Source organism: Bradyrhizobium sp. Gha, from assembly GCF_900113735.1.
Classification (GTDB): domain Bacteria; phylum Pseudomonadota; class Alphaproteobacteria; order Rhizobiales; family Xanthobacteraceae; genus Bradyrhizobium.
In genome coordinates, this window is sequence record NZ_FOQM01000041.1 from 42437 (window position 1) to 62668 (window position 20232).

Annotated in this window: 17 protein-coding genes; 9 read left to right on the forward strand and 8 right to left on the reverse strand. The window is 64.6% G+C overall.

Annotation, left to right across the window (positions count from 1 at the left end; translation table 11 throughout):
* Nucleotide 1: 1 nt before the first annotated feature.
* Nucleotides 2-1843 (reverse strand): 3D-(3,5/4)-trihydroxycyclohexane-1,2-dione acylhydrolase (decyclizing), encoded by a 1842-nt coding sequence (gene iolD, locus BM222_RS33165; protein WP_092238060.1) that lies wholly within the window; start codon nucleotides 1841-1843, stop codon nucleotides 2-4.
* Between the two features lie 211 nt (nucleotides 1844-2054).
* On the opposite strand from iolD, the gene iolG reads away from it, so the two are divergent.
* Together iolG and BM222_RS33175 are read left to right on the forward strand one after the other, a co-directional pair.
* Nucleotides 2055-3047 carry an inositol 2-dehydrogenase gene (iolG, locus tag BM222_RS33170; RefSeq protein ID WP_092238116.1) on the forward strand — a complete coding sequence of 331 codons (993 nt, stop codon included), beginning with the start codon at nucleotides 2055-2057 and terminating at the stop codon, nucleotides 3045-3047.
* Between the two features lie 3 nt (nucleotides 3048-3050).
* Nucleotides 3051-3833, forward strand: a complete 783-nt coding sequence (locus tag BM222_RS33175; protein WP_092238063.1) for an inositol monophosphatase family protein — start codon at nucleotides 3051-3053, stop codon at nucleotides 3831-3833.
* A 22-nt stretch (nucleotides 3834-3855) separates the two neighbouring features.
* Here BM222_RS33175 and BM222_RS33180 read toward each other — a convergent pair whose 3' ends face one another.
* Nucleotides 3856-4773: an RNA polymerase sigma factor gene (locus BM222_RS33180; RefSeq protein WP_092238066.1), complete on the reverse strand. Its 918-nt coding sequence runs from the start codon at nucleotides 4771-4773 to the stop codon at nucleotides 3856-3858.
* 20 nt (nucleotides 4774-4793) lie between these two features.
* Nucleotides 4794-5102 (reverse strand): hypothetical protein, encoded by a 309-nt coding sequence (locus BM222_RS33185; protein ID WP_092238069.1) that lies wholly within the window; start codon nucleotides 5100-5102, stop codon nucleotides 4794-4796.
* 163 nt (nucleotides 5103-5265) lie between these two features.
* Between BM222_RS33185 and BM222_RS33190 the strand changes: the two genes are divergently transcribed.
* Nucleotides 5266-6672 carry a DHA2 family efflux MFS transporter permease subunit gene (locus BM222_RS33190; protein WP_092238072.1) on the forward strand — a complete coding sequence of 469 codons (1407 nt, stop codon included), beginning with the start codon at nucleotides 5266-5268 and terminating at the stop codon, nucleotides 6670-6672.
* 20 nt (nucleotides 6673-6692) lie between these two features.
* On the opposite strand, the gene rhaI is transcribed toward BM222_RS33190, so the two are convergent.
* Together rhaI and BM222_RS33200 are read right to left on the reverse strand one after the other, a co-directional pair.
* Nucleotides 6693-7991 carry an L-rhamnose catabolism isomerase gene (rhaI, locus tag BM222_RS33195; RefSeq protein WP_092238075.1) on the reverse strand — a complete coding sequence of 433 codons (1299 nt, stop codon included), beginning with the start codon at nucleotides 7989-7991 and terminating at the stop codon, nucleotides 6693-6695.
* The gene (locus BM222_RS33200) at nucleotides 7988-10084 is read right to left on the reverse strand and encodes a bifunctional rhamnulose-1-phosphate aldolase/short-chain dehydrogenase (RefSeq protein ID WP_177243606.1); all 2097 of its coding nucleotides are present in this window, start codon (nucleotides 10082-10084) and stop codon (nucleotides 7988-7990) included. The genes rhaI and BM222_RS33200 overlap by 4 nt, the downstream gene beginning before the upstream one ends.
* Before the next feature lie 182 nt (nucleotides 10085-10266).
* Here BM222_RS33200 and BM222_RS33205 point away from each other — a divergent pair, with 182 nt between their 5' ends.
* The 6 genes from BM222_RS33205 to BM222_RS33230 all read left to right on the forward strand — a co-directional run bounded on the left by BM222_RS33205 (nucleotide 10267) and on the right by BM222_RS33230 (nucleotide 17248).
* Nucleotides 10267-11079, forward strand: a complete 813-nt coding sequence (locus BM222_RS33205; RefSeq protein WP_092238081.1) for a DeoR/GlpR family DNA-binding transcription regulator — start codon at nucleotides 10267-10269, stop codon at nucleotides 11077-11079.
* Between the two features lie 2 nt (nucleotides 11080-11081).
* Nucleotides 11082-12623, forward strand: a complete 1542-nt coding sequence (locus BM222_RS33210) for a sugar ABC transporter ATP-binding protein (RefSeq protein ID WP_092238084.1) — start codon at nucleotides 11082-11084, stop codon at nucleotides 12621-12623.
* Nucleotides 12620-13606, forward strand: a complete 987-nt coding sequence (locus BM222_RS33215; protein ID WP_092238087.1) for an ABC transporter permease — start codon at nucleotides 12620-12622, stop codon at nucleotides 13604-13606. Before BM222_RS33210 ends, BM222_RS33215 begins: the two co-directional genes overlap by 4 nt.
* 7 nt (nucleotides 13607-13613) lie before the next feature.
* Nucleotides 13614-14609, forward strand: coding sequence for an ABC transporter permease (locus BM222_RS33220; RefSeq protein WP_092238089.1), 996 nt, complete (start codon nucleotides 13614-13616; stop codon nucleotides 14607-14609).
* Between the two features lie 39 nt (nucleotides 14610-14648).
* Nucleotides 14649-15764 (forward strand): autoinducer 2 ABC transporter substrate-binding protein, encoded by a 1116-nt coding sequence (locus BM222_RS33225; RefSeq protein WP_092238090.1) that lies wholly within the window; start codon nucleotides 14649-14651, stop codon nucleotides 15762-15764.
* 119 nt (nucleotides 15765-15883) lie between these two features.
* On the forward strand, nucleotides 15884-17248 hold the full coding sequence (locus tag BM222_RS33230) for an FGGY-family carbohydrate kinase (protein ID WP_092238091.1): 1365 nt from the start codon (nucleotides 15884-15886) through the stop codon (nucleotides 17246-17248).
* A gap of 56 nt (nucleotides 17249-17304) precedes the next feature.
* Here the strand turns inward: BM222_RS33230 and BM222_RS33235 are convergent, their stop codons facing one another.
* From BM222_RS33235 to BM222_RS33245, 3 genes are all read right to left on the reverse strand, one after another.
* A complete protein-coding gene (locus BM222_RS33235) occupies nucleotides 17305-18480 on the reverse strand; it encodes a Gfo/Idh/MocA family protein (RefSeq protein ID WP_092238095.1) in 1176 nt (391 codons plus the stop codon).
* Between the two features lie 14 nt (nucleotides 18481-18494).
* Nucleotides 18495-19550: a sugar phosphate isomerase/epimerase family protein gene (locus BM222_RS33240; RefSeq protein WP_092238096.1), complete on the reverse strand. Its 1056-nt coding sequence runs from the start codon at nucleotides 19548-19550 to the stop codon at nucleotides 18495-18497.
* 284 nt (nucleotides 19551-19834) lie between these two features.
* Nucleotides 19835-20232, reverse strand: a 398-nt coding sequence (locus tag BM222_RS33245) for a porin (protein WP_177243607.1), incomplete at its 5' end; no start/stop codon positions are given.

Genomic DNA, 20232 nt, shown 5'->3' on the forward strand with positions numbered 1-20232 from the left:
ATCAATATTTGCGGCGCACGAGCGCCTCGACGTAGGCGCGCCTCGCGGCCTCGACCTCGGTGCGATCCGAGACCTCCGGCACCGCCACATCCCACCAATGGCCGCCGGCATCGGTGGAGGGCAGCGGGTCGGTGTCGATCACGATGACGCCGGTCCGATCGTGGCGCCGAGCCTCGTCGAACGCCGCTTCCAGCTCGGTGATGCCGGCGACCTTGCGCGCGATCGCCCCCATCGCGGCGGCGTGGGCCGCAAAGTCGATCTCGGGCAGCATCTCGTGGCGGGTGTCGCGCAAGAGGTTGTTGAAAGGCGCGCCGCCGGTCGCGTTCTGGAGCCGGTTGATGCAGCCGAAGCCGCGGTTGTCGAGCACGACGATGATGAGTTTCGCACCGGACATCACCGACGTGGCGATCTCGGAATTCATCATCAGATAGGAGCCGTCGCCGACCATCACGACGACTTCGCGCGTGGGATCGGCCAGCTTGACGCCCAGCCCGCCGGCGATCTCGTAGCCCATGCAGGAATAGCCGTATTCCATGTGGTAGCCGCCGGGCGCGCCCGGCTGCCAGAGCTTGTGCAACTCGCCGGGCAAGCCGCCGGCTGCGCAAAGTACGACATCGCTTGGGCGGCTGCGGCGCTGAACCGCGCCGATGACCTGAGCATCGCTCGGCAAGGTTTCGTTGCCGGCAGCGGTGTAGCGCCCAGCCGTTTCCAGCCACGCCGTGCGGCCGGTCCTTGCCTGCGCGGTCCAGCTGGCAGGCGCCGCCCAACCCTGTAGTGCGGCGCCGAGTTCGGCCAAGCCGACCTTGGCATCGGCGACGAGCGGCTGCGCACGGTGCTTGCCGGCATCAAATGCCTGCGTATTGAGGCCCACGATCCGGCACGCGGGATCGGCAAAGAGCGAGCGTGAGCCCGTGGTGAAATCCTGCAAGCGCGTGCCGATCGCGAGCACGAGATCGGCCTGCCGCGCCGCATCGTTGGCCGCGCCAGTGCCGGTCACGCCGATCGCGCCGAGATTGAGCTTGTGGTCGTGGGGCAGCGCGCTCTTGCCGGCTTGCGTTTCCGCAACGGGGATGCCGTGCGCCGTGCAGAAGGCAGCAAGATCACCTTCCGCCTCGCTGTAGAGGACGCCGCCGCCGGCGACAACGAGTGGGCGCTTCGCTGCCTTGAGCAGGGCTGCGGCCTGCGCCAGCTGCGTCTCGTCGGCCCGCGCCCGGCGCGGCTGCCAGACGCGCTCGGCGAAGAACCAGTCGGGATAGTCGAACGCTTCCGTCTGCACGTCCTGGCAGAGCGCGAGCGTCACGGGTCCGCATTCGGCCGCATCGTTAAGAACCTGCATCGCGCGCTCGAAGGCGGGCATGATCTGCTCGGGCCTGGTGATGCGGTCGAAATAGCGCGAGACGGGCCGGAAGCAATCATTGGCCGAGACAGTCCCGTCGCCGAAATCCTCGATCTGCTGCAGCACCGGATCGGGGCGGCGTCCGGCGAAGACATCGCCCGGCAGCAGCAACACCGGCAGGCGATTGACGTGAGCGACGGCTGCCGCCGTCACCATATTGGTCGCGCCGGGGCCGATCGAGCTGGTCACAGCCATCATGCGCCGGCGTCGCGAGGCCTTTGCGAAAGCGATCGCGGCATGCGCCATCGCCTGCTCATTATGCGCGCGCAAGGTTGGCAGACGATCGCGCGCGGCATACAGCGCTTCGCCGAGACCCGCGACATTGCCATGCCCGAAGATCGCCCAAACACCGGCGAAAAGTGGCTGATCCCGCCCGTCGATCACCGTCCGCTGCGCCGCCATCGCGGCGACGAGCGCCTGCGCCATGGTCAGCCTGATCGTCGCCATCACTCGCTCCCACTCAACCGCGCCGTTTCGGCCCGCATCCGCCGGCCGAAATGTTCCATCATCGGGCCGACTGCGCCTCGTCGTCGTCCGATCTGGCACGATGCCGTGATGCGGCTGATGGCATCGAGAAGGGCACGCTCCGACCTTGACTAGGCGGCGCAGAGAATGGAATGCTTATCCGAATAGTCAAGCAAGACGAAGAAATATGCCAATGCGGTTTGGACTTCTCGGCGCGGGCAGGATCGGGCGTATTCACGGCCTCAATGTCGCGGCGCGCGGCGATGCACGGCTCGTCGCGGTGGCCGACGCCTCGCGCGAGGCTGCCTCCTCGCTGGCGCAGGCTACAGGCGCTAAAGCGGCCGATGCGGATGCGATCCTGAACGATTCCGGCATCGACGCCATCCTGATCTGCACACCGACCGACACGCATGCCGACCTGATCGAAGCTGCCGTCTCGGCCGGCAAGGCGGTGTTCTGCGAAAAGCCCGTCGATCTCGATGCGGACCGCATTCGCCGCTGCCTGGCGACGGTCGAGACGTCAGGCAAGCCTCTGATGATCGGCTTCAACCGCCGCTTCGATCCGAACTTCGCTGCGCTGGAGAAACGGCTGCGCAGCGGCGAGGCCGGCGAAATCGAGATCGTCAGCGTCATCTCGCGGGATCCCGGACCGCCGCCGGTCGAGTATGTGAAGCGCTCGGGCGGTCTGTTCCGCGACATGATGATTCATGATTTCGACATGGCACGCTTCCTGCTCGCCGAGGAGCCGGTCGAGGTCTTCGCGCTCGGCTCGGCGTTGGTGGACAAGGCCATCGGCGAAGCCGGCGACGTCGACACCGCCGCCGTGCTGATGAAGACGGCGAGCGGACGCATCGCGCAGATCTCGAATTCGCGCCGCGCCACTTACGGCTACGACCAGCGCATCGAGGTGCATGGTTCGAAGGGAATGCTGAGGGCCGGCAACATCCACGAGACGACCGTCGAGATCGCAACCGGCCAGGGCTTCCGGGCCGATCCGGTGCAGAACTTCTTCCTCGAACGCTATGCCGCCGCCTATCGCGCCGAGCTCGCGGCCTTCATCGATGCCTGCGCTGGCAAGGCCGCGCCGTCTCCGACTGGTCACGATGGACTGCGCGCCCAGATGCTCGCCGACGCAGCCACCGAGTCGGCACGCACCGGCTGCCCCGTCGCCATCAAGGCCGCCTGATCCATGACGCCGGCCGAACTGCTGCTGCGCCGCTACGCGGTCCAGGGCCTCGTCGCCGAGGCGGGGCGCATTGCGCTCGACTATTTCAGCCGCAAGGAAAGCCTCGGCGTCACGATGAAAGGGGCGCAGGATTGGCTCACCGTCGCCGACGGCGCGGTCGAGGACTTTCTGCGTGCGCGGCTGGCCGCACTTTTTCCCGGCGATACGGTGATCGGCGAGGAAGGCGGCGGCGATCCCAGCAATGCGGTCTGGATCATCGATCCGATCGACGGCACCGCGAACTTCGCCCGTGGCGATCGCAACTGGTGCATCTCAGTAGGCTTCCTGCTTGACTACAAGCCGACGATCGGAATCGTCGCCGCGCCAGCGCTCGACGAGCTCTATGTCGCGCAGCGCGGCCAGGGCGCGACGCTGAACGGACAGAAGATTGCCGTCTCCGGTACAGATGACATCCGACGCGCTTCTATCGAGCTGGGCTGGTCGGCCCGTACACCGCCGCAGCGCTATCTCGAGCTGATCGGCCGCGCTAATGCGGCCGGCTGCTCGATCAAGCGCTCGGGTTCGGGCACGCTGGGCCTCTGCAATGTCGCGAACGGGCGCACCGACGCTTATGCCGAGCCGCATATCAATGCCTGGGACGTTGCCGCCGCCATTGTGATCGTTGACGAGGCCGGCGGCTGGGTGAACGACTTCTTCGCCGGAGATGGCATCAGCAAGGGCAATCCGATCCTGTGCTGCACGCCGGCACTGGCATCGCAGCTCAGCGACATCACGGGGATTGCCTAGCAGCTATTCCGACAAACAACAGTCATTGCGTGACCTTTGCCGGATCAACTCGCCCTCTGTCCACTGCGCATTCTGCACCATCGATCACATACGCCGCGTGACGAAAATCCCTGATGGTGGCGAGTTTGTCGGCGGACCAGTTCAGCAGCATGAAATATTTCGGCCGCCCGTGGGGCTCGTTCGGATCGAAGACCAGGATCGCCGGACGTCCCTCCACCTGTCCTGCCACCAGGTGCCAGTCGCTGACCTTGGCGTAATTGCCGAAGTAGTTCGACACCTCGGTCTTGCCGTTCATCTTCTTCCGGTTGACCAGATCGAGCCTGACGTCGTCTGCTATCATGGCGCGGATGGCGTCGAAGTTGCGGGCATTGAAATGGCCGACATAGCTGTTGAGCCTGCTGCGATCGGCTTCCGACAGGCCCGACTGCGGCGCGTCGTCCGGCTCCTCGGCCAACTCACGCAGCTGCGTACGCCCGCGATGCAGCGCGGCCTTCACCGCTGGCAGACTGAAATCCATGATGTCGCAGACCTCCGCTAGCGAGCAGCCGAGCACATCCATCAGGATCACGCTGGACCGCTGCGCCACCGGCAGCCGCATGAAGGTGCGCAGGCTTGTCGCGGCGATCTGGCGGTTCTCAACGTCATCGAGCTGATCGGCAACCATCTCCACCTCCTCAGCCGAATGCAGCGCCTCCTGCCGGTTGCGGCGGCGCAGGAAATCCAGTGCGCTGTTGTGTGCGATACGGAATAGCCACCCCTCCGGATTGACGACGGGCGCGACGGACTGCAGCGCTTCCACCGCCTTGATCAGCGCGTCCTGCAACACATCCTCGCCATCGACGACCGAGCCGACCATGCGCGCGCAGTAGCGATGCAGCCTCGGACGCATCCGTGCCAGCAGGTCCTCGATGTCGATGCTAGCCAGCAGCTCCGGCGCCATTGGTCCTCCGCCTCGCCCGTTCAGGATTGGTCCAGCATACGGTAGTTGCCGACGACTTTCACATCACGAACCAGCGGCGGCTCGGCGCAGCGCTCGCGGATGCCGTCCTGGAATGCCTGAAACGCCCTGAGTTTCGGGATCGGGCTCGAGCCATCCTCGGCGGAGGTCTCGACGAAATGGATGAAGGTGTCGTCCTCCAGCCGCAGCGTCAGATAGCGTGTCCCCTCCGGACTGGCCGCCTTCAATTCCGCAAACACCGCCGCAACCAGCTCGGCGTTCCTGTCGGCCAGCTCAGGCTTGGTCTTGTATCTGATCAAGGTCCTTCTCATCGCGTGCTCCTTGGCTGAATGACTGCATAGCCCCTAGGACGTTTGCCGGCCGCCGAAGGATTCGCCCTCCAAGAAATTATTTCCGGGCGCATCCTTGGCGCCTCCGAGCTCATCTAGCCCGCAGAACGCGCCGACAGGTGGCGCGACACACGGAGAGAGGGCGATGCAGACCCCGACCAACCGCGCCGAGCAGAACTGGGTGCTTGGCGTCACCGCGCTGGCATCCTTCATGATGGCGCTGGACGCCATGATCACAACGACGGCTTTCGCGGCCGTCCGCTCCGAATTCGGCAGCCCGGTCGAGACGCTGCAATGGACGGTTAACGCCTTCAACCTGGCCTTCGCCGTGCTGCTCCTGACCGGCGCCGCGCTCGGCGACCGCTTCGGGCGCCGCCGCATGTTCGCAGCCGGCATCGCCCTGTTCGTCGTTGCATCGGCGGCCTGCGCCCTGGCGGGCAACGCCACCGCGCTGATCGCCGCGCGCGCGCTGCAGGGCGCCGGTGCTGCGTTGGTCATGCCGCTGGCGATGGCGATCCTGAGCGGGGCGTTCGCGCGGGAGGAGCGCGCCCGCGCGCTCGGCATTTTCAGCGGCATCACCGGATGCGCGCTGATCATCGGGCCGGCCATCGGCGGCTTCATCACCGAACACCTCGGCTGGCGCTGGGTGTTCTGGATCAACCTGCCGATCGGGGTGATCGCGATCGGGCTGGCACTGGCACGTTTGCGCGAAAACTTCGGATCGGCCGCCGCCTTGGACATCCCCGGCCTCTCGCTCGTCGCCCTCGCGGCGCTGGCCCTGGTCTGGAGCCTGTTGCGCGGAAACGCCGTGGGATGGGCGAGCGCCGAGGTCATGGGCGCGCTGGTGTCGGGTCTGGTGCTCGCAATCGGCTTCGTGTTCTGGGAATCGCGGGCGGCCGCGCCGATGGTGCCGATGCGGCTGTTTGCATCGCGCGCCCTCGCCTCCGGCATGTCCGCCAGCGTCCTGTTCTACGCCGCGATGTATGGCGTCTTGTTCCTGCTGCCGCAGTTCCTGCAGACGACGCTGGGCTTCGAGGCCTTCGGCGCCGGTCTTCGCGTGCTGCCCTGGACTGCGACGCTGTTCGCCACCGCCCCGCTCGCAGGCGCAGTCGTCAACAGATTCGGCGAGCGGCCGCTCGTGGTGACCGGATTGCTGATGCAGGCGATCGGCCTTGGCTGGATTGCGGAGATCGTGAGCCCCGCGGTGCCCTACTCCGCCCTGGTGGTGCCGCTCGTGTTATCAGGCGTTGGCGTATCGATGGCGATGCCGGCAGCGCAGAACGCCATCCTGAGCTCCGTCGCGCTTGCCGAAATGGGCAAGGCGTCCGGGCTGTTCAACATGGGCCGCTTCCTGGGCGGCATGTTCGGTATCGCCGCGCTGGTCGCGAACTTCTCGGCCAACGGTGCGGTCGACTCGGCCACGCATTTCGCGAGCGGATTCGCTGCTGCGATGAGCCTTGCCGCAATGCTGTCGCTGGCCGGCGCGATTGCAGGTCTTTTCCTGCCGGCACGGCGACGCATCGCCAGCGCAGCCGCGCCGCAAGATGCATGAGAGAGTGTCGGGCCCTTCGGCTAAACAATGCCCGCCGAAGTCCCTCCAACCACGGGACGCTCCTTGGCCTTTTGCGCCCTGTAACCGGATTGGCGATAGGCCGCAATCGGCGCGATCGCGCCGCCGGCGCGCAGGCGGGCAACGGCGAGCAAGGGCGAGACGTCGGTCGTAAAGGCGCGCTTCAACTCGATATGCGCGCCGAGCGCGTCGTTGGCCTCCTGCGCCGCCTCGAGCGCCGCGCGATCGACGATCAGAGCCTGCGCATAGGCGCGCTGCAACTCGATAGCCGATTGCATGAGGCTTTCGATCGGATCGGTCACGTTATGCGACTGGTCAATCATATAGGCTGGCGCGAAGCCTTCCGTCTTGCGGCGCTCGGCATCGATGAGCTCGTTGAAGACCAGAAACAGCCGAAACGGCTCGACCGAGCCGCTGTCGAGATCGTCGTCGCCATATTTCGAATCGTTGAAATGGAAGCCCGCGAGCTTCCCGAAGCGAACGAGCCGGGCGACGATCTGCTCGATGTTCACGTTCGGCGCATGATGGCCGAGATCGACGAGACAATGCGCCTTGGGACCGAGTTCCTGCGCGACCGCGAAGCTCGTGCCCCAATCCGAGATCACGGTCGAGTAGAACGCCGGCTCGTAGAGCTTGTGCTCGAGGAAGACCCGCCAGTCGGCGGGTAGCGCGGCGACGATCTCACGCATGGCGCCGATATAGCGGTCGAGCGCCTTGGTCAGATTCGATTGACCGGCAAAGTTCGCGCCGTCGGCGATCCAGACCGTCAACGCCTTCGAGCCGAGCTTGCGGCCGATCTCGATGCATTCGACATTGTGGGCAACGCCTTGCGCGCGAACACGCGCATCGGTGTGCGAGAGCGAACCGAACTTGTAGGAAAGCTCTTGTCCCGGCTGATCCTGAAAGGTGTTGGAGTTGACCGCGTCGAACGCAAGTCCGTGACTGGCGGCCTGTTCGCGCAAGGCGGCATAATCGTCGACCTTGTCCCAGGGAATATGTGGCGAGATGGTCGGGGTTGCCCGCGCCAACAGCTGGATGACGGCGCAGTCGTCGATCTTCTCGACGACATTTCGCGGCTCCCCTGGTCCTGGAAATCGCGCGAACCGGGTCCCTCCCGTGCCGACGCCCCAGGTCGGAATGGCGACGCCGAAGGCCATGACCTTCTGCACCAGCGCTTCCGCGTCGATTCCGCGCCGGCCCAGCGCGCGCTTCAGGGCATCGTAATCTTCAGTGGTCGCGTCTTGCAGCGGCGCGTTGTGCTCGGCGATGAAATCCGCGCTGATGGAGAATGGCGTGCTCATCGCGTGAAGGCCTGGGCGTTGCCGGCGTCGACATTGAGGATGTTGCCGGTCGACTTCGCCGAAAGGTCGGAGGCGAAAAAGCAGACACCCTCGGCGATGTCCTCGGGGAAAACCGATAGTTTCAGCATCGAGCGCTGGCGGTAGACTTCCTCGAGCTGGTCTTCCGCAACCTTGTTGGACGCCGCACGTTGCTGGCGCCACTCGCCCTCCCAGATCTTCGAGCCGCGCAGCACCGCGTCCGGATTGACCGTGTTGACGCGGATGCCATGCACCGCACCTTCCAGCGCCAGGCAGCGGGCGAGATGGATCTCCGACGCCTTGGCGGCGCAATAGGCCGAAGCGCCGGCCGAAGCCGCGAGGCCGTTTTTCGAGGCGACGAAGATGATGGCGCCGCCGATATCCTGACGCTGCATCAGCCGGAATGCCTCGCGCGAGACGAGGAAATAGCCTGTGGCGAGAATGTCCATGTTCTTCTGCCAGAGCCCAAGACTCGTGTCCTCGACCGGCGATGCCGAGGCAATCCCGGCATTCGAAACGACGATGTCGACGCCGCCAAAGGCGCGCGCAGTCTCTTCGAACGAGGCGATCACCGCCGCTTCGTTCGTCACATCGAGCTTCACGCCAATCGCCGCGTCCCGGCCATGGCGTTTCGTGATCGCCGCGACGCGCTCACTCAACGCCTGCTCGTCGATATCGGCAATGACGAGGCAAGCGCCCTCGCCGAGCAAGCGCTGCGCCGTCGCCCCACCGATGCCGCCGGCGCCGCCGGTCACATAGGCGATCCGCCCGGCGAGCGATTTCGGCTTGGGCATGCGCTGGAGCTTGGCCTCTTCCAACAGCCAGTATTCGATATTGAAGGCCTCCTGCTCGGCGAGACCCACATAGGCGCTGACGCCCGAGGCGCCGCGCATGACGTTGATGGCGTTGACGTAGAACTCGGCCGCAACGCGCGCGGTCGCCTTGTCCTTGGCAAAGGTGAACATGCCGATTCCCGGAACGAGATACACCACCGCGTTTGGATCGCGCATGGCCGGCGAGTCAGGATGCTTGCAGCGCTCGTAATAGGCGGCGTAATCGCGCCGGTATGTGGCGAGAACGTCGTCGAGACCGGCGATCACCTCGTCGAGGTTGTCGCGGGCGGGATCGTAAGGCAGCAGCAACGGACGGATCTTGGTGCGAAGAAAGTGATCCGGACAGGAGGTGCCGAACGGCGCCAGCTTCGTCAACGCGCTGGAGTTGACGAACTCCAGGACCTCAGGGGCGTCGGTGAAATGGCCGATCTTTCGCTCGTCCGCGGAGATCCTGCCACGGATCAGCGGCATCAGCCTGGCCGCGACCGCGCGGCGTTTTTCCGGCGAGGCCGCTTCGACCTTGGCGCCGCCGAACGCCGGCTTCCTCTCGTGCGCGGCAAGCCAATCGGCGGCCTGCTGAATCACGCGCAAGGTCATCTCGTAGCAGGATTTCGACGTCTCGGCCCAGGTGAAGAGACCGTGCCCGCCGAGCACGACGCCGACATAGTCGGGATGGCGCGCGGCCATCTCGCCGAGCTTCAGGCCAAGATCAAAGCCGGGCCGTTGCCACGGCAGGAATCCGAGCCTACCACCGAAAACCTCGCGGGTCAGACGCTCAGCGTCTTCAGAGGCGGCAATGGCAATGACCGCGTCGGCATGAACGTGATCGACATGCCGGTGCGGCACGAAGGCGTGCAAGGGCGTATCGATCGACGTCGCGCGCGGATTGAGATCGAAGGTGCAGTGATTGAACATGGCGACCATCTCGTCCTCATGAGCGAGGCCGCGATACAGGCCTTTCAGGCTCTCGAGCTTGTCGAGATACAGCGTCGAAAAGCCGTCGCGCTTCATCGAGCCGATGTCGCCGCCCGAGCCTTTGACCCAGAGCACGCGCACGTTCTCGCGCGTCAGCGGATCTTTCATCTCGATCTTGGCCGAGGTGTTGCCGCCGCCGAAATTGGTGATGCGCAGATCGGCCCCGAGCAGGTTCGAGCGGTAAAGCAATTGACCTGCCTCATCGAGCCCGGCGGCGAGCGCGTCGTCCCATAGGTTTGGCAGGGGCTTGGCCGCGACCTCGCTCATGAGCATCCTCCCTGTGTTGATCTGTGACCAGATTAGGCCACGGATTCAATCAAGGTCAATCAAAGACAATCAGCGCTGCGACGCAATATGATTGATGCAGCGCGATATTGAGCGAATGTGACGGTTTGCAGTTGACCGCTGGTCAAGAGCGTGACCTATTTACGAGCAAAAGGGAGGGCGACGTGCACGAGCGGGAACGCTGGCAGGTCATCAAGGCACTCTTGCGGGAGCGGCCATTGGTACGCATCGCGGACGCTTGTCGCGCAACCGGCGTCTCCGAAGCCTCGATACGGCGCGATTTCGCCAGGCTCGCCGAGCAAGGCGTCGCGATCAGGGTGCATGGCGGGCTCGAAGCCCTGCCGGAAACCGCGAGCATCCCGGGCGATGTCGTCTCGCTTGCCACCCGCTCCTTCGACGTCAGCCAGACACTCAACATCGGCGCCAAGCGCGCCATTGCCAAAGCGGCCGTCGCCCTCTGCGCCGACGGCGAGACGATCATCATCAATGGCGGCACGACCACCTACCAGATGGGCGAATATCTGCGCGAGCGGCGCCTCAAGGTGTTGACCAATTCCTATCTGCTCGCCGACGCGCTGATCCACACGTCGAAATGCCGCGTCGCCTTGCCGGGCGGCGAGGTCTATCGTGAGCAGGGCATGATCGTCTCGCCCTTTGACGAGGATGCGATCCAGCACTATTCGGCGACGCGAATGTTCATGAGTGCGATTTCGATCGGGCCGCTCGGCGTCATCGAAGGCGATCCCCTGCTCGCCCGCGCCGAAACGAAGCTGCTGAAGCGCGCCGACAAGCTGATCGTGCTCGCCGATTCCTCGAAATTCGTTTCGCGTGGCAGCCTCGTCGTCTGCCCGCTCTCCCGGATCGATACGATGATCACGGATTCCGATGCACCTGACGACGCCCTCGACATGCTGCGCGCGCAAGGTGTCCGGGTCATGGTCGTCGACGCAGGCACTCAAACCAATGCGGCGGCGTGACCATGACAAGGGACCCGCGCAGTGAAACTTCCGGCGCCCCGCTTCTGACGGTGCGCGCGATCGAAAAGTTCTTTCCGGGCGTTCGGGCGCTGTCCGGCGTCTCGTTCGACGCCGCCAGAGGCGAAGTCCACGCCTTGCTCGGCGAGAACGGCGCCGGCAAGTCGACGCTGATCAAGATCGTCTCCGGCGTGTTCCCGCCCGATCGCGGCGAGGTCGTCGTCGACGGCAAGCCGGTCGATCTCGCGCGGCCGGACGATGCGAGGCGCGCCGGCATCGCCACGATCTATCAGGAGCTGCTGCTGTTTCCGGAGCTCACGGTCGCCGAGAACATATTCATGGGCCATGCGCCCCGCGCCGGCCTCGGCCGGCTCGACTGGCGTGCCATGCGGGAACGGACAAAAGCGTTGCTCGCGTCGCTCGAGATTCATGACCTGGAGGCGGAGCGCATCGTCGGCTCGCTCAGCATCGGCAATCGCCAGCGCGTCGAAATCCTGCGCGCGCTGTCGCAGGATGCGCGCATCCTGATCATGGACGAGCCGACCGCAGCCCTGACCGAGTACGACGTGACGCGGCTATTCGACATCGTGCGCAAGCTGAAGGCCCGCGGCGTCGCCGTGATCTACATCAGCCATCGGCTCGACGAGATTTTCGCGATTGCCGATCGTGTCACGGTGCTGCGCGACGGCGCCCATGTCGCCACCAAGCACGTCAGCGAGACGGACGCGACCGAGCTCGTGCAATTGATGGTTGGCCGCAGGATCGAAAGCCTGTTTCCGAAGATCACGGTGCCGATCGGCAAGCCGGTGCTGGAGGTGAAGGACCTCGAACGACGGCCGCTGACGAAGACCATCTCGCTCACCGTGCGCGCGGGCGAGATCGTCGGCCTTTCCGGCCTCGTCGGCTCGGGCCGCAGCGAGCTGGCGCAAACCATCTTCGGCGTCACACCGGCCGATAGTGGCCAAATCCGGATCGCCGACCAACAAGTCGACATTCGCTCGCCGGCCCAGGCGCGGTCCTTGGGCGTCGCCTACGTTCCCGAGGATCGCGGCACGCAGGGCCTGGTGCGGCCGATGACGGTGCGCGAGAACTTCAGCCTCGCCGCGCTTGGCAAAATCGCATTCGGCGGCTTCATCGATCGCGGCGCCGAGCGCAAGCTGGCCAGCGACGGCGTCAGGCGCTTTGCGGTCAAGGCCAGCTCGCTCGAGCAGATCGCGGGCAAGCTCTCCGGCGGCAATCAACAGAAGATCGTGCTCGGCAAATGGCTCGCCAACGGGCCGAAGCTGTTGATCCTCGACGAGCCGACGCGCGGCATCGACGTGGGCGCCAAGGCGGAGATCCATCGGCTGATGGGCGAGCTTGCGGCACAGGGGCTCGCCATCCTGATGATTTCGAGCGAGCTGCCGGAGGTGCTCGGCATGAGTGACCGCGTGCTGGTGATGCGCGAGGGCCGTATCGTTGCCGAATTCTCGCGCGAAGAAGCAACCCAGGAGTCGATCGGCGCGGCGATGATGGGCAGTCATGACAACGCGGAGAAAGCGGCATGACGACGGTGACGCTGACCGGTACCGAAGCTGATCCGCGACGATGGCTGAAGGCGTTTGCCTCGCAGGAGGCTTTACTCGCGATCGCGGTGATCGGGCTGGCCATCGCCGTCGGGCTTTACAATCCGCGCTTCCTGGCGGCGCGCAATCTTTCCGACGTGCTGCTCGGCAACGCCTATATTGCCGTCGCCGCGGTCGGCATGTCGATGGTGATCATTTCCGGCAACATCGACATTTCCGTCGGCGCGCTGATCGGCGTGCTGGCGACGATCAGCGGCACCCTGGCCGTCAACGGCGCACCCGCCGTGGTCGCCTGGTCGGCAGCGCTTGTTGCGGGCGTTCTCGTCATGGCCTTGCAGGGCGTCATCATCGCCTATCTGCGCATTCCGGCGATCGTGGTCACGCTGGGCATGCTGTCGATCCTCAAAGGCGGCCTGATCAGCGTGACCGGCGGCAAATGGATCACCGACCTGCCCGACGATTTCCATCTCGCCGACGTCGAGATCTTCGGTACTCTGCCGTTTCCGGTTTTTCTCATGATCCTGGCGACGATCCTGGCAGCGTTGTGGATGCGTTATTCGGCCTCGGGACGCGCGATCTACGCGGTCGGCGGCAACGCCGAAGCGGCGCGGCTCTGCGGCATCTCGCAGCCGCGCACGATCGTCATGGTCTTCGCGCTGCACGGTTTGTTCGCCGGGGCGGCCGCCCTGCTCTACGCGACGCAGCTGCGCGTCATCCAGTCGACCGTGCCGCCCAATCTCGAACTGACGATCATTACCGCCTCTGTCGTGGGAGGCGTCAGCATCCTCGGCGGCGTCGGCACGGTAGTCGGATCGACCCTTGCCGCCGTACTGATCGCCGAGATCGCCAGCGCGCTGGTCTTCATCGACGTCTCGCCCTACTGGATCCGCGCGGTCCAGGGCGTGCTCATCCTCGTGACCGTGATCGCCGACATTCTGCGGCGCCGGCGCATGGCCGGAGCATGAGCGCGCCATGAGCGAAATTCCTCTTCCCCAGACCGCAAAGCGCATCATGCCCTGGTGGCTGCTGCGTCACGAGACCATGCTCGCGGTGATCCTGCTCGTTGCGTTGATCGTGCTCGGGAGCTTGAACAGCCGCTTCCTCACCATCGACAATCTGCTCAATCAAGGCAGGCTGACGACGGAGGTCGGGCTGATCGCGCTGCCGATGACCTTCATCATCATTACCGGCGGCATCGATCTCTCGGTCGGCTCGATTGTCGGACTCTGCGCGATCCTGCTGGGCTATTCCTGGAAGAGTTTCGGCTTTCCGCTGCCGCTGGCGATCTGCTTCTCGCTGCTGGTCGGTGCCGCGGCCGGCTTTCTCAACGGCATCGTCATCACCAGGGTGAAAGTCCCGCCGCTGATCATGACGATCGCGACGCTCGCACTTTATCGCGGCCTCGCCGAGGGAATCAGCCAGGCGCGTTCGGTGCGCGGCTATCCGGAATGGTTCTACTTCGTCGGGCAGGAAAATCTCTTCGGCGTGCCGGCGCAACTCTGGCTCTTGCTGATCGCGCTCGTGGTTTCGGCAATCGTTCTTGACCGCACGACCTTCGGCCGGACACTCTATGCGATGGGCAACAACGAGACCGCCGCGCGCTTTTCCGGTTTGCCGGTGGATCGCGCAAAGCTGATCATCTACACGCTGTCGGGCCTCATGGCCGGCCTCTCCGCCTGCGTTCTCGTCTCGCGCGTGACCACGACCCGGTCGGACATGGGGATCGGCTATGAGCTCGACGTCATTGCGGCCGTGGTGCTCGGCGGCACCAGCATCTTCGGAGGCGTCGGCACGATATGGGGCACGCTGGTCGGCCTGGCGATGATCCAGCTCTTGAAGAACGGGCTGGCCCTGACCGGCGTCAAGGGCGACGCCACGATCGTGGTGATCGGCGCGGTGCTCATCCTTTCAACTCTTGTGGCGAGTTCGCTCCAGCGGCGCCGCGATGGCGTTTTTTGGAGTGTCTGACGGCGAAAAAAGCGGCTTAAAACATGGGAGGACAACAAGATGAAGCTCGGATTAGCCTTTGTGTTTCTCGGCGCGACACTGCTGGCCGGAACGGCCTCTGCGGCGGACAAGAGATGGGATGGCGCGGACGACCTGCCGGTCAATCCGCTTGCCTGTTCGGCCGGTGAGGCCAATGCCGCGCCCGCAGCCAAGCCTTACGACGGCGGTCAGGCAACCAACGCCCCCGACAAGGCCGGCAAACCGATCACGCTGGTCGACGTGCCGAAGCTGATCGGCATCGGTTATTTCAACGCGACGTCGAAGGGCATGCAGGAGGCCGCCAAGGCGCTCGGCAACGTCACGGTCAAGACCGACGGCCCGACCGAGGCCAAGATCGACGAGCAAATCAAGTTCATCGACAATTACATCACCAGCGGCGTCGACGGCATTCTCTTCGCCGCCAACGATCCGGTGGCGATCGCACCGGTCCTGAAGAAGGCCCTGTCAAAGGGCATCCATGTCGTCGGCTACGACGCCAACTCGACGCCGGATGCACGCGAATGGTTCGTCAATCAAGCCGAATTCAACGGCATCGCCAAGTCGATGATCGACTCGATGGCCAAAGAGGCCGGCGAGGACAAGAGCTTTGCGATCGTCACCTCGACCTTCACGACTCCGAACCAGGCGCGCTGGACCGCCGAAATGTGGGCCTATGCGCAGAAATGCCATCCCAAGCTGAAATGGCTCGAGACGGTCGAGGCGCAGGAGGACAATAACCTGTCCTTCAACCAGGCAACGACGCTGATCAACAAGTATGGCGACAAGCTCGCCGGCCTGTTCGGCATGACGTCGGTCGCGACCCCCGCTTCGGCGGAAGCCGTGACCAAGGCCAAGCTCTGCGGCAAGGTGGCCGTGGTCGGCCTCGCCACGCCGAATGCGATGAAGCCGTATGTCAACGCGGACTGCGTCAAGTCGGTCGTGCTGTGGAATCCGGTCGATCTCGGCTATGCCGCGACCTATGTGATGCGTGCCGTCGTCGACGGCAAGCTCAAGTCCGGTGCGACGTCGGTGGAGGCCGGCAAGCTCGGCAAGCTGAACGTGGTCAATGGCAGTGAGGTCCTGCTCGGCTCGCCCTTCATCTTCACGAAGCAGAACATCAAGGATTTCGATTTCTGATCCGGACTCGTCGCCCGGCCGCAGAACGCGGCCGGGCGCACAATTTGGCCCTTCATTGTCATCGCCATGGCAAGCCGGCCATGACGCGCATGACGTTGCTTGTTGAGATGTAGCTGACGATGAGCCAGACGGTTGCAGTGCTCGACATCGGCAAGACAAACGTAAAGCTTGCCTTGTTCAGCGATGGCCGACTTCTCTGGGAAAAGTCGGCGCCCAACCGCGTCCTGGCGGGACCGCCCTATCCGCATGAAGATGTCGAGAGCGCATGGACCTTCTTCATCGATGCCCTTCGCGAGGCCGCACGCACGCATCAGATCAGTGCGATCGTTCCGACCGCGCATGGCGCAGCCGGCGCATTGATCGGCGAGAGCGAACTCGCGGCGCCGGTCATGGACTACGAATTCGAGGGCGTGGACGCGATCGAACCGGACTATGCCCGGCTGCGGCCCTCTTTCTCGGAAAGCCTGTCGCCGAAACTACCGGCCGGCCTCAATGTCGGCCGGCAACTCGCCTATCAGAAGTGGCGCTGTCCGGACCTCTTTGCTGACGCGAGGTATTTCGTTGGCTATCCGCAATACTGGACCTGGCGCCTGAGCGGCGTTGCGGTCTCGGAAGTCACCTCGCTCGGCGCCCATACCGATCTCTGGGCTCCGCGACGGGGACAAGTCTCCAGCCTCGTCAAAGCTCTCGGCGTCGATCACCTGCTGCCGCCGCTGCGCCGCGCCTTCGATCCGCTCGGTCCAATTCGGCCTGAAATCGCCGCGCTGACCGGGCTTGCGCCTGAAACGCAGGTCTTTTGCGGGATCCACGATTCCAACGCTTCACTCCTGCCCTACCTCGTCTCGCGTCAAGCGCCGTTCACGGTGTTGTCGACCGGCACCTGGGTGATCCTGATGTGCCTGGGTCTTTCGCTCGATCACCTCGATCCCTGCGACGACACGCTCGCCAACGTCGACGCGCTGGGCCGTCCGATCGCGTGCGGGCGCTTCATGGGCGGACGCGAATACGCCACCATCGCGGGCAGCGCCGGCAATCCGGACCTTGACGCGATCGAGCGCGTCATCGCCTCGGGCGCCATGGCCCTCCCCTGCTTCTCCGGGCAGGGCGGCCCCTATGCCACGACCAAGGGCGTCATTCGCGGCGACGTCGCAACGCACGATCGGGCGGCACTCGCAACGCTCTATTGCGCGCTGGTCGCTGACCTGATGCTGACGCGCATGGGCGCCGGCAGTGGCGATCTCATCGTCGAAGGAAGCTTCGCCGGCAATCTTCCCTTTTGTCAGACACTCGGCGCGCTGCGGACGCGGCAGCGTATCTTCGCTGCGCGCGACGCCGCAGGCACGGCGCGCGGTGCCGCGATGCTTGCGCACTGGCCGCCATCCTATTCCATCACGGCCCCGACCCCCGTCGAAACGATCTCGATCGCAGGCCTCGATGCCTATCGTGAGGGCTGGACGGCAGCGCTCACTTCACCAACGCTATGACCTAAGCGCTCTGCTCCGCCTTGCGCACCAATCCCTCACGACGGCCTTTGCGCCAGTCAGGTCATCCGAACCCAGGTGCCGTTACCTGCCGAGGACTTCACCGCAGCATCGATGAACTTCACACCTGCCAGGCCATCCTCGACGGTCGGGAAAATCACCTCAGGATCCGGCTTCATGTTCGCTCTTGCCGCGTGGATGGCGCGCGCTGCCTCGGCGTAGATTGTTGCGAAACCTTCGAGGTAGCCCTCGGGGTGGCCCGAAGGGACGCGGGTGACACGAGCCGCCTCGCCCAAGGCGCCGGCGCCGCCGCGGGTCAGGAGCTGCTTGGGCTGGCCGTACGGCGTGAACCAGAGTTGGTTCGGATTCTCCTGCGCCCATTCGAGCCCGGCTTTGCTGCCGTAGACCCGCAACGTGAGGCCGTTCTCATTGCCGACGGCGACCTGACTGGCCCACAGCATCCCCTTGGCACCGCCCTTCCACTTCAGGAGGATCTGGACATCGTCATCGAGACGCCGCCCCTCGACAAAGGTCGACAGCTCGGCGAGCAGTTCGTCGAGCTCCAGTCCCGTGACGAAGCAGGCGAGATTATAGGCGTGGGTGCCGATGTCTCCGATGCAGCCGCCGGCGCCAGATCGGGCCGGGTCCGTCCGCCACGCCGCCTGCTTGTGGCTGCTTGCCTCCAGCCGCTCGGTCAGCCAATCCTGCAGATATTCGGCCCGGACCAGCCTGACTTCACCGAGGTCGCCTTTGGCGATCATGGCGCGCGCCTGGCGAACCATGGGATAGCCCGTGTAATTGTGCGTCACCACGAAGACCCTGCCCGTCTTCCTGGCCAACGCCACCAGCTCCTCGGCCTCGGCGACCGTCGTCGTCAGTGGCTTGTCGCAGATGACGTGGATTCCGGCTTCAAGGAACGCCTTCGCGACCGGGCTGTGCATGTGGTTGGGGGTTACGATCGAGACCGCCTCGATGCCGTCCGCCCGCGCGGCTTCAGCCTTCGCCATCTCCTCGAATGAGCCATAGGCGCGATCATCAGCGATGCCGAGCTCCTTCGCCGAGGCCTTGGCTCGAACCGGATCGGAGGCGAGCGCGCCGGCAACCAGCTCGAACCGGTCGTCGATGCGAGCGGCAATACGGTGCACGGCACCGATGAAGGCGCCCTGTCCGCCGCCGACCATGCCAAGCCGGATACGACCGCGATCGCCGGCTGCCTTGCTTGCTTCGATGGTCATTCTGTTCTCCTCGCTCAGGAGATGCCGAGCATCTTGCGGTTCGCCGCGTCGTCGGTGCCGGAGCCTGCGAAATCGTCGAAGGCTTGCTCGGTGACGCGGATGATGTGGCTCTTGATGAAGTCGGCGCCCTCGCGCGCACCCTGTTCGGGATGCTTCAGCGCACACTCCCACTCGAGCACCGCCCAGCTGCCATAGTCGTTCTGCGTGAGCTTCGAGAAGATGGCGCCGAAATCGACTTGGCCATCGCCGAGAGAACGGAAGCGGCCGGCACGGTCGACCCAGCTCTGAAACCCGCCATAGACACCCTGGCGGCCGGTTGGGTTGAACTCGGCGTCCTTGACGTGAAAGGCCCTGATGCGCTGGTGGTAGATGTCGATGTAGTCGAGGTAGTCGAGCTGCTGCAGAACGAAGTGTGACGGGTCGTAGAGCAGATTCGCACGCCCATGATTCTCTACCCGATCCAGGAACATCTCGTAGGAGACGCCGTCGTGAAGGTCCTCGCCGGGGTGGATCTCATAGGCGAGATCGACCCCGTGCTCGTCGGCATAGTCGAGGATCGGCCGCCAGCGCCTGGCAAGCTCGTCGAAGGCGGCTTCGATGAGGCCGGCCGGTCGCTGCGGCCAAGGATAGACGTAGGGCCAGGCAAGCGCACCGGAGAACGTCGCCTGCGCGGTGAGCCCGAGCCGCCTGGAAGCCAGGATCGCGCGCTTGACCTGATCGATGGCCCACTCCGTGCGGGCCTTCGCGTCGCCACGCACTTCCGGCACGGCGAAGCCGTCGAATGCCGCGTCATAGGCCGGGTGAACGGCGACGAGCTGCCCCTGGAGATGGGTCGAGAGCTCGGTGATCGCAAGCCCGTAGCGGGCCGCGATTCCTTTCACCTCATCAGCGTAGTCCTGCGAGTCCGATGCCCTCGTGAGGTCGAAGAGCCGTCGATCCCAAGTCGGAATCTGAACCCCCTCGTAGCCGAGCGAGGCCGCCCATCCGCAGATCGCGTCGAAGGAGTTGAACGGCGCCACGTCGCCGGCAAACTGAGCGAGGAATATCGCTGGTCCCTTGATCATCTTCATCGAACGCTCCCTTCTACGCGGTATGCCCCGCCCGTTACTGGCTTCCAGGAGAGGTCATCGGACATCATCATCGCATAAGGCGGCCCCGTCCCGCCTCGCAGTCCTTTCGGGATAAGCGACATCAGACAAAACCGCGCCTCCCGGCGCCGTCTCCTGCTTTGATGTCGAATGGAAGTCCGGAAGCATCACAGATGGCATCTTTGCTGAGGCCATGACAGACCATCAACAAAGAAAAACCCCGGCAGTTTCCTGCCGGGGCTCTCCAATCAATCGGATGATTGATCTTAGAAGTTGCGCTGAGCGCGGAGCATCATGGTCAGCGAGTTCTGGTCCTTCAGCTCATAGGTCGCAGCCGGCTTCGCGAAGGCGGCAACAGCAGGAGCAACGATGGCGCCCGAGTACTTCTGGTCGAGCATCGTATAGCTCAGGTCAGCCGTGAACGCCAGGTTCTTGACCGGGGTCCAGACGGTGTTGACACCGATCACGCCGATGTTGAAGTCCGGGTTGCAGGTCGAACCAGCCACGGCAATCGTGGCGAAGTTCGCGCAGATCAGGCCCTTGCTAACGTTGCCGTAGCCCAGATGAGCATAGCCGCCGTAGATGGCGCTCGCCCAGTTCGGGCTCCAGTTGTGGGTGTAACCACCGCGGAAGCCCCAAGCCTTGGTCGTCTCGATGCCGGTGC

What these genes read in the sequence shown, in the direction of transcription:
- BM222_RS33210 (WP_092238084.1), top strand. Translation starts at nt 11,082, where the DNA reads ATGACAAGGGACCCGCGCAGTGAAACTTCCGGCGCCCCGCTTCTGACG.
- iolG (WP_092238116.1), top strand. Translation starts at nt 2,055, where the DNA reads ATGCGGTTTGGACTTCTCGGCGCGGGCAGGATCGGGCGTATTCACGGC.
- BM222_RS33185 (WP_092238069.1), bottom strand. Translation starts at nt 5,102, where the DNA reads ATGAGAAGGACCTTGATCAGATACAAGACCAAGCCTGAGCTGGCCGAC.
- BM222_RS33240 (WP_092238096.1), bottom strand. Translation starts at nt 19,550, where the DNA reads ATGAAGATGATCAAGGGACCAGCGATATTCCTCGCTCAGTTTGCCGGC.
- BM222_RS33175 (WP_092238063.1), top strand. Translation starts at nt 3,051, where the DNA reads ATGACGCCGGCCGAACTGCTGCTGCGCCGCTACGCGGTCCAGGGCCTC.
- BM222_RS33190 (WP_092238072.1), top strand. Translation starts at nt 5,266, where the DNA reads ATGCAGACCCCGACCAACCGCGCCGAGCAGAACTGGGTGCTTGGCGTC.
- BM222_RS33215 (WP_092238087.1), top strand. Translation starts at nt 12,620, where the DNA reads ATGACGACGGTGACGCTGACCGGTACCGAAGCTGATCCGCGACGATGG.
- iolD (WP_092238060.1), bottom strand. Translation starts at nt 1,843, where the DNA reads ATGGCGACGATCAGGCTGACCATGGCGCAGGCGCTCGTCGCCGCGATG.
- BM222_RS33235 (WP_092238095.1), bottom strand. Translation starts at nt 18,480, where the DNA reads ATGACCATCGAAGCAAGCAAGGCAGCCGGCGATCGCGGTCGTATCCGG.
- BM222_RS33200 (WP_177243606.1), bottom strand. Translation starts at nt 10,084, where the DNA reads ATGAGCGAGGTCGCGGCCAAGCCCCTGCCAAACCTATGGGACGACGCG.
- BM222_RS33225 (WP_092238090.1), top strand. Translation starts at nt 14,649, where the DNA reads ATGAAGCTCGGATTAGCCTTTGTGTTTCTCGGCGCGACACTGCTGGCC.
- BM222_RS33220 (WP_092238089.1), top strand. Translation starts at nt 13,614, where the DNA reads ATGAGCGAAATTCCTCTTCCCCAGACCGCAAAGCGCATCATGCCCTGG.
- rhaI (WP_092238075.1), bottom strand. Translation starts at nt 7,991, where the DNA reads ATGAGCACGCCATTCTCCATCAGCGCGGATTTCATCGCCGAGCACAAC.
- BM222_RS33230 (WP_092238091.1), top strand. Translation starts at nt 15,884, where the DNA reads ATGAGCCAGACGGTTGCAGTGCTCGACATCGGCAAGACAAACGTAAAG.
- BM222_RS33180 (WP_092238066.1), bottom strand. Translation starts at nt 4,773, where the DNA reads ATGGCGCCGGAGCTGCTGGCTAGCATCGACATCGAGGACCTGCTGGCA.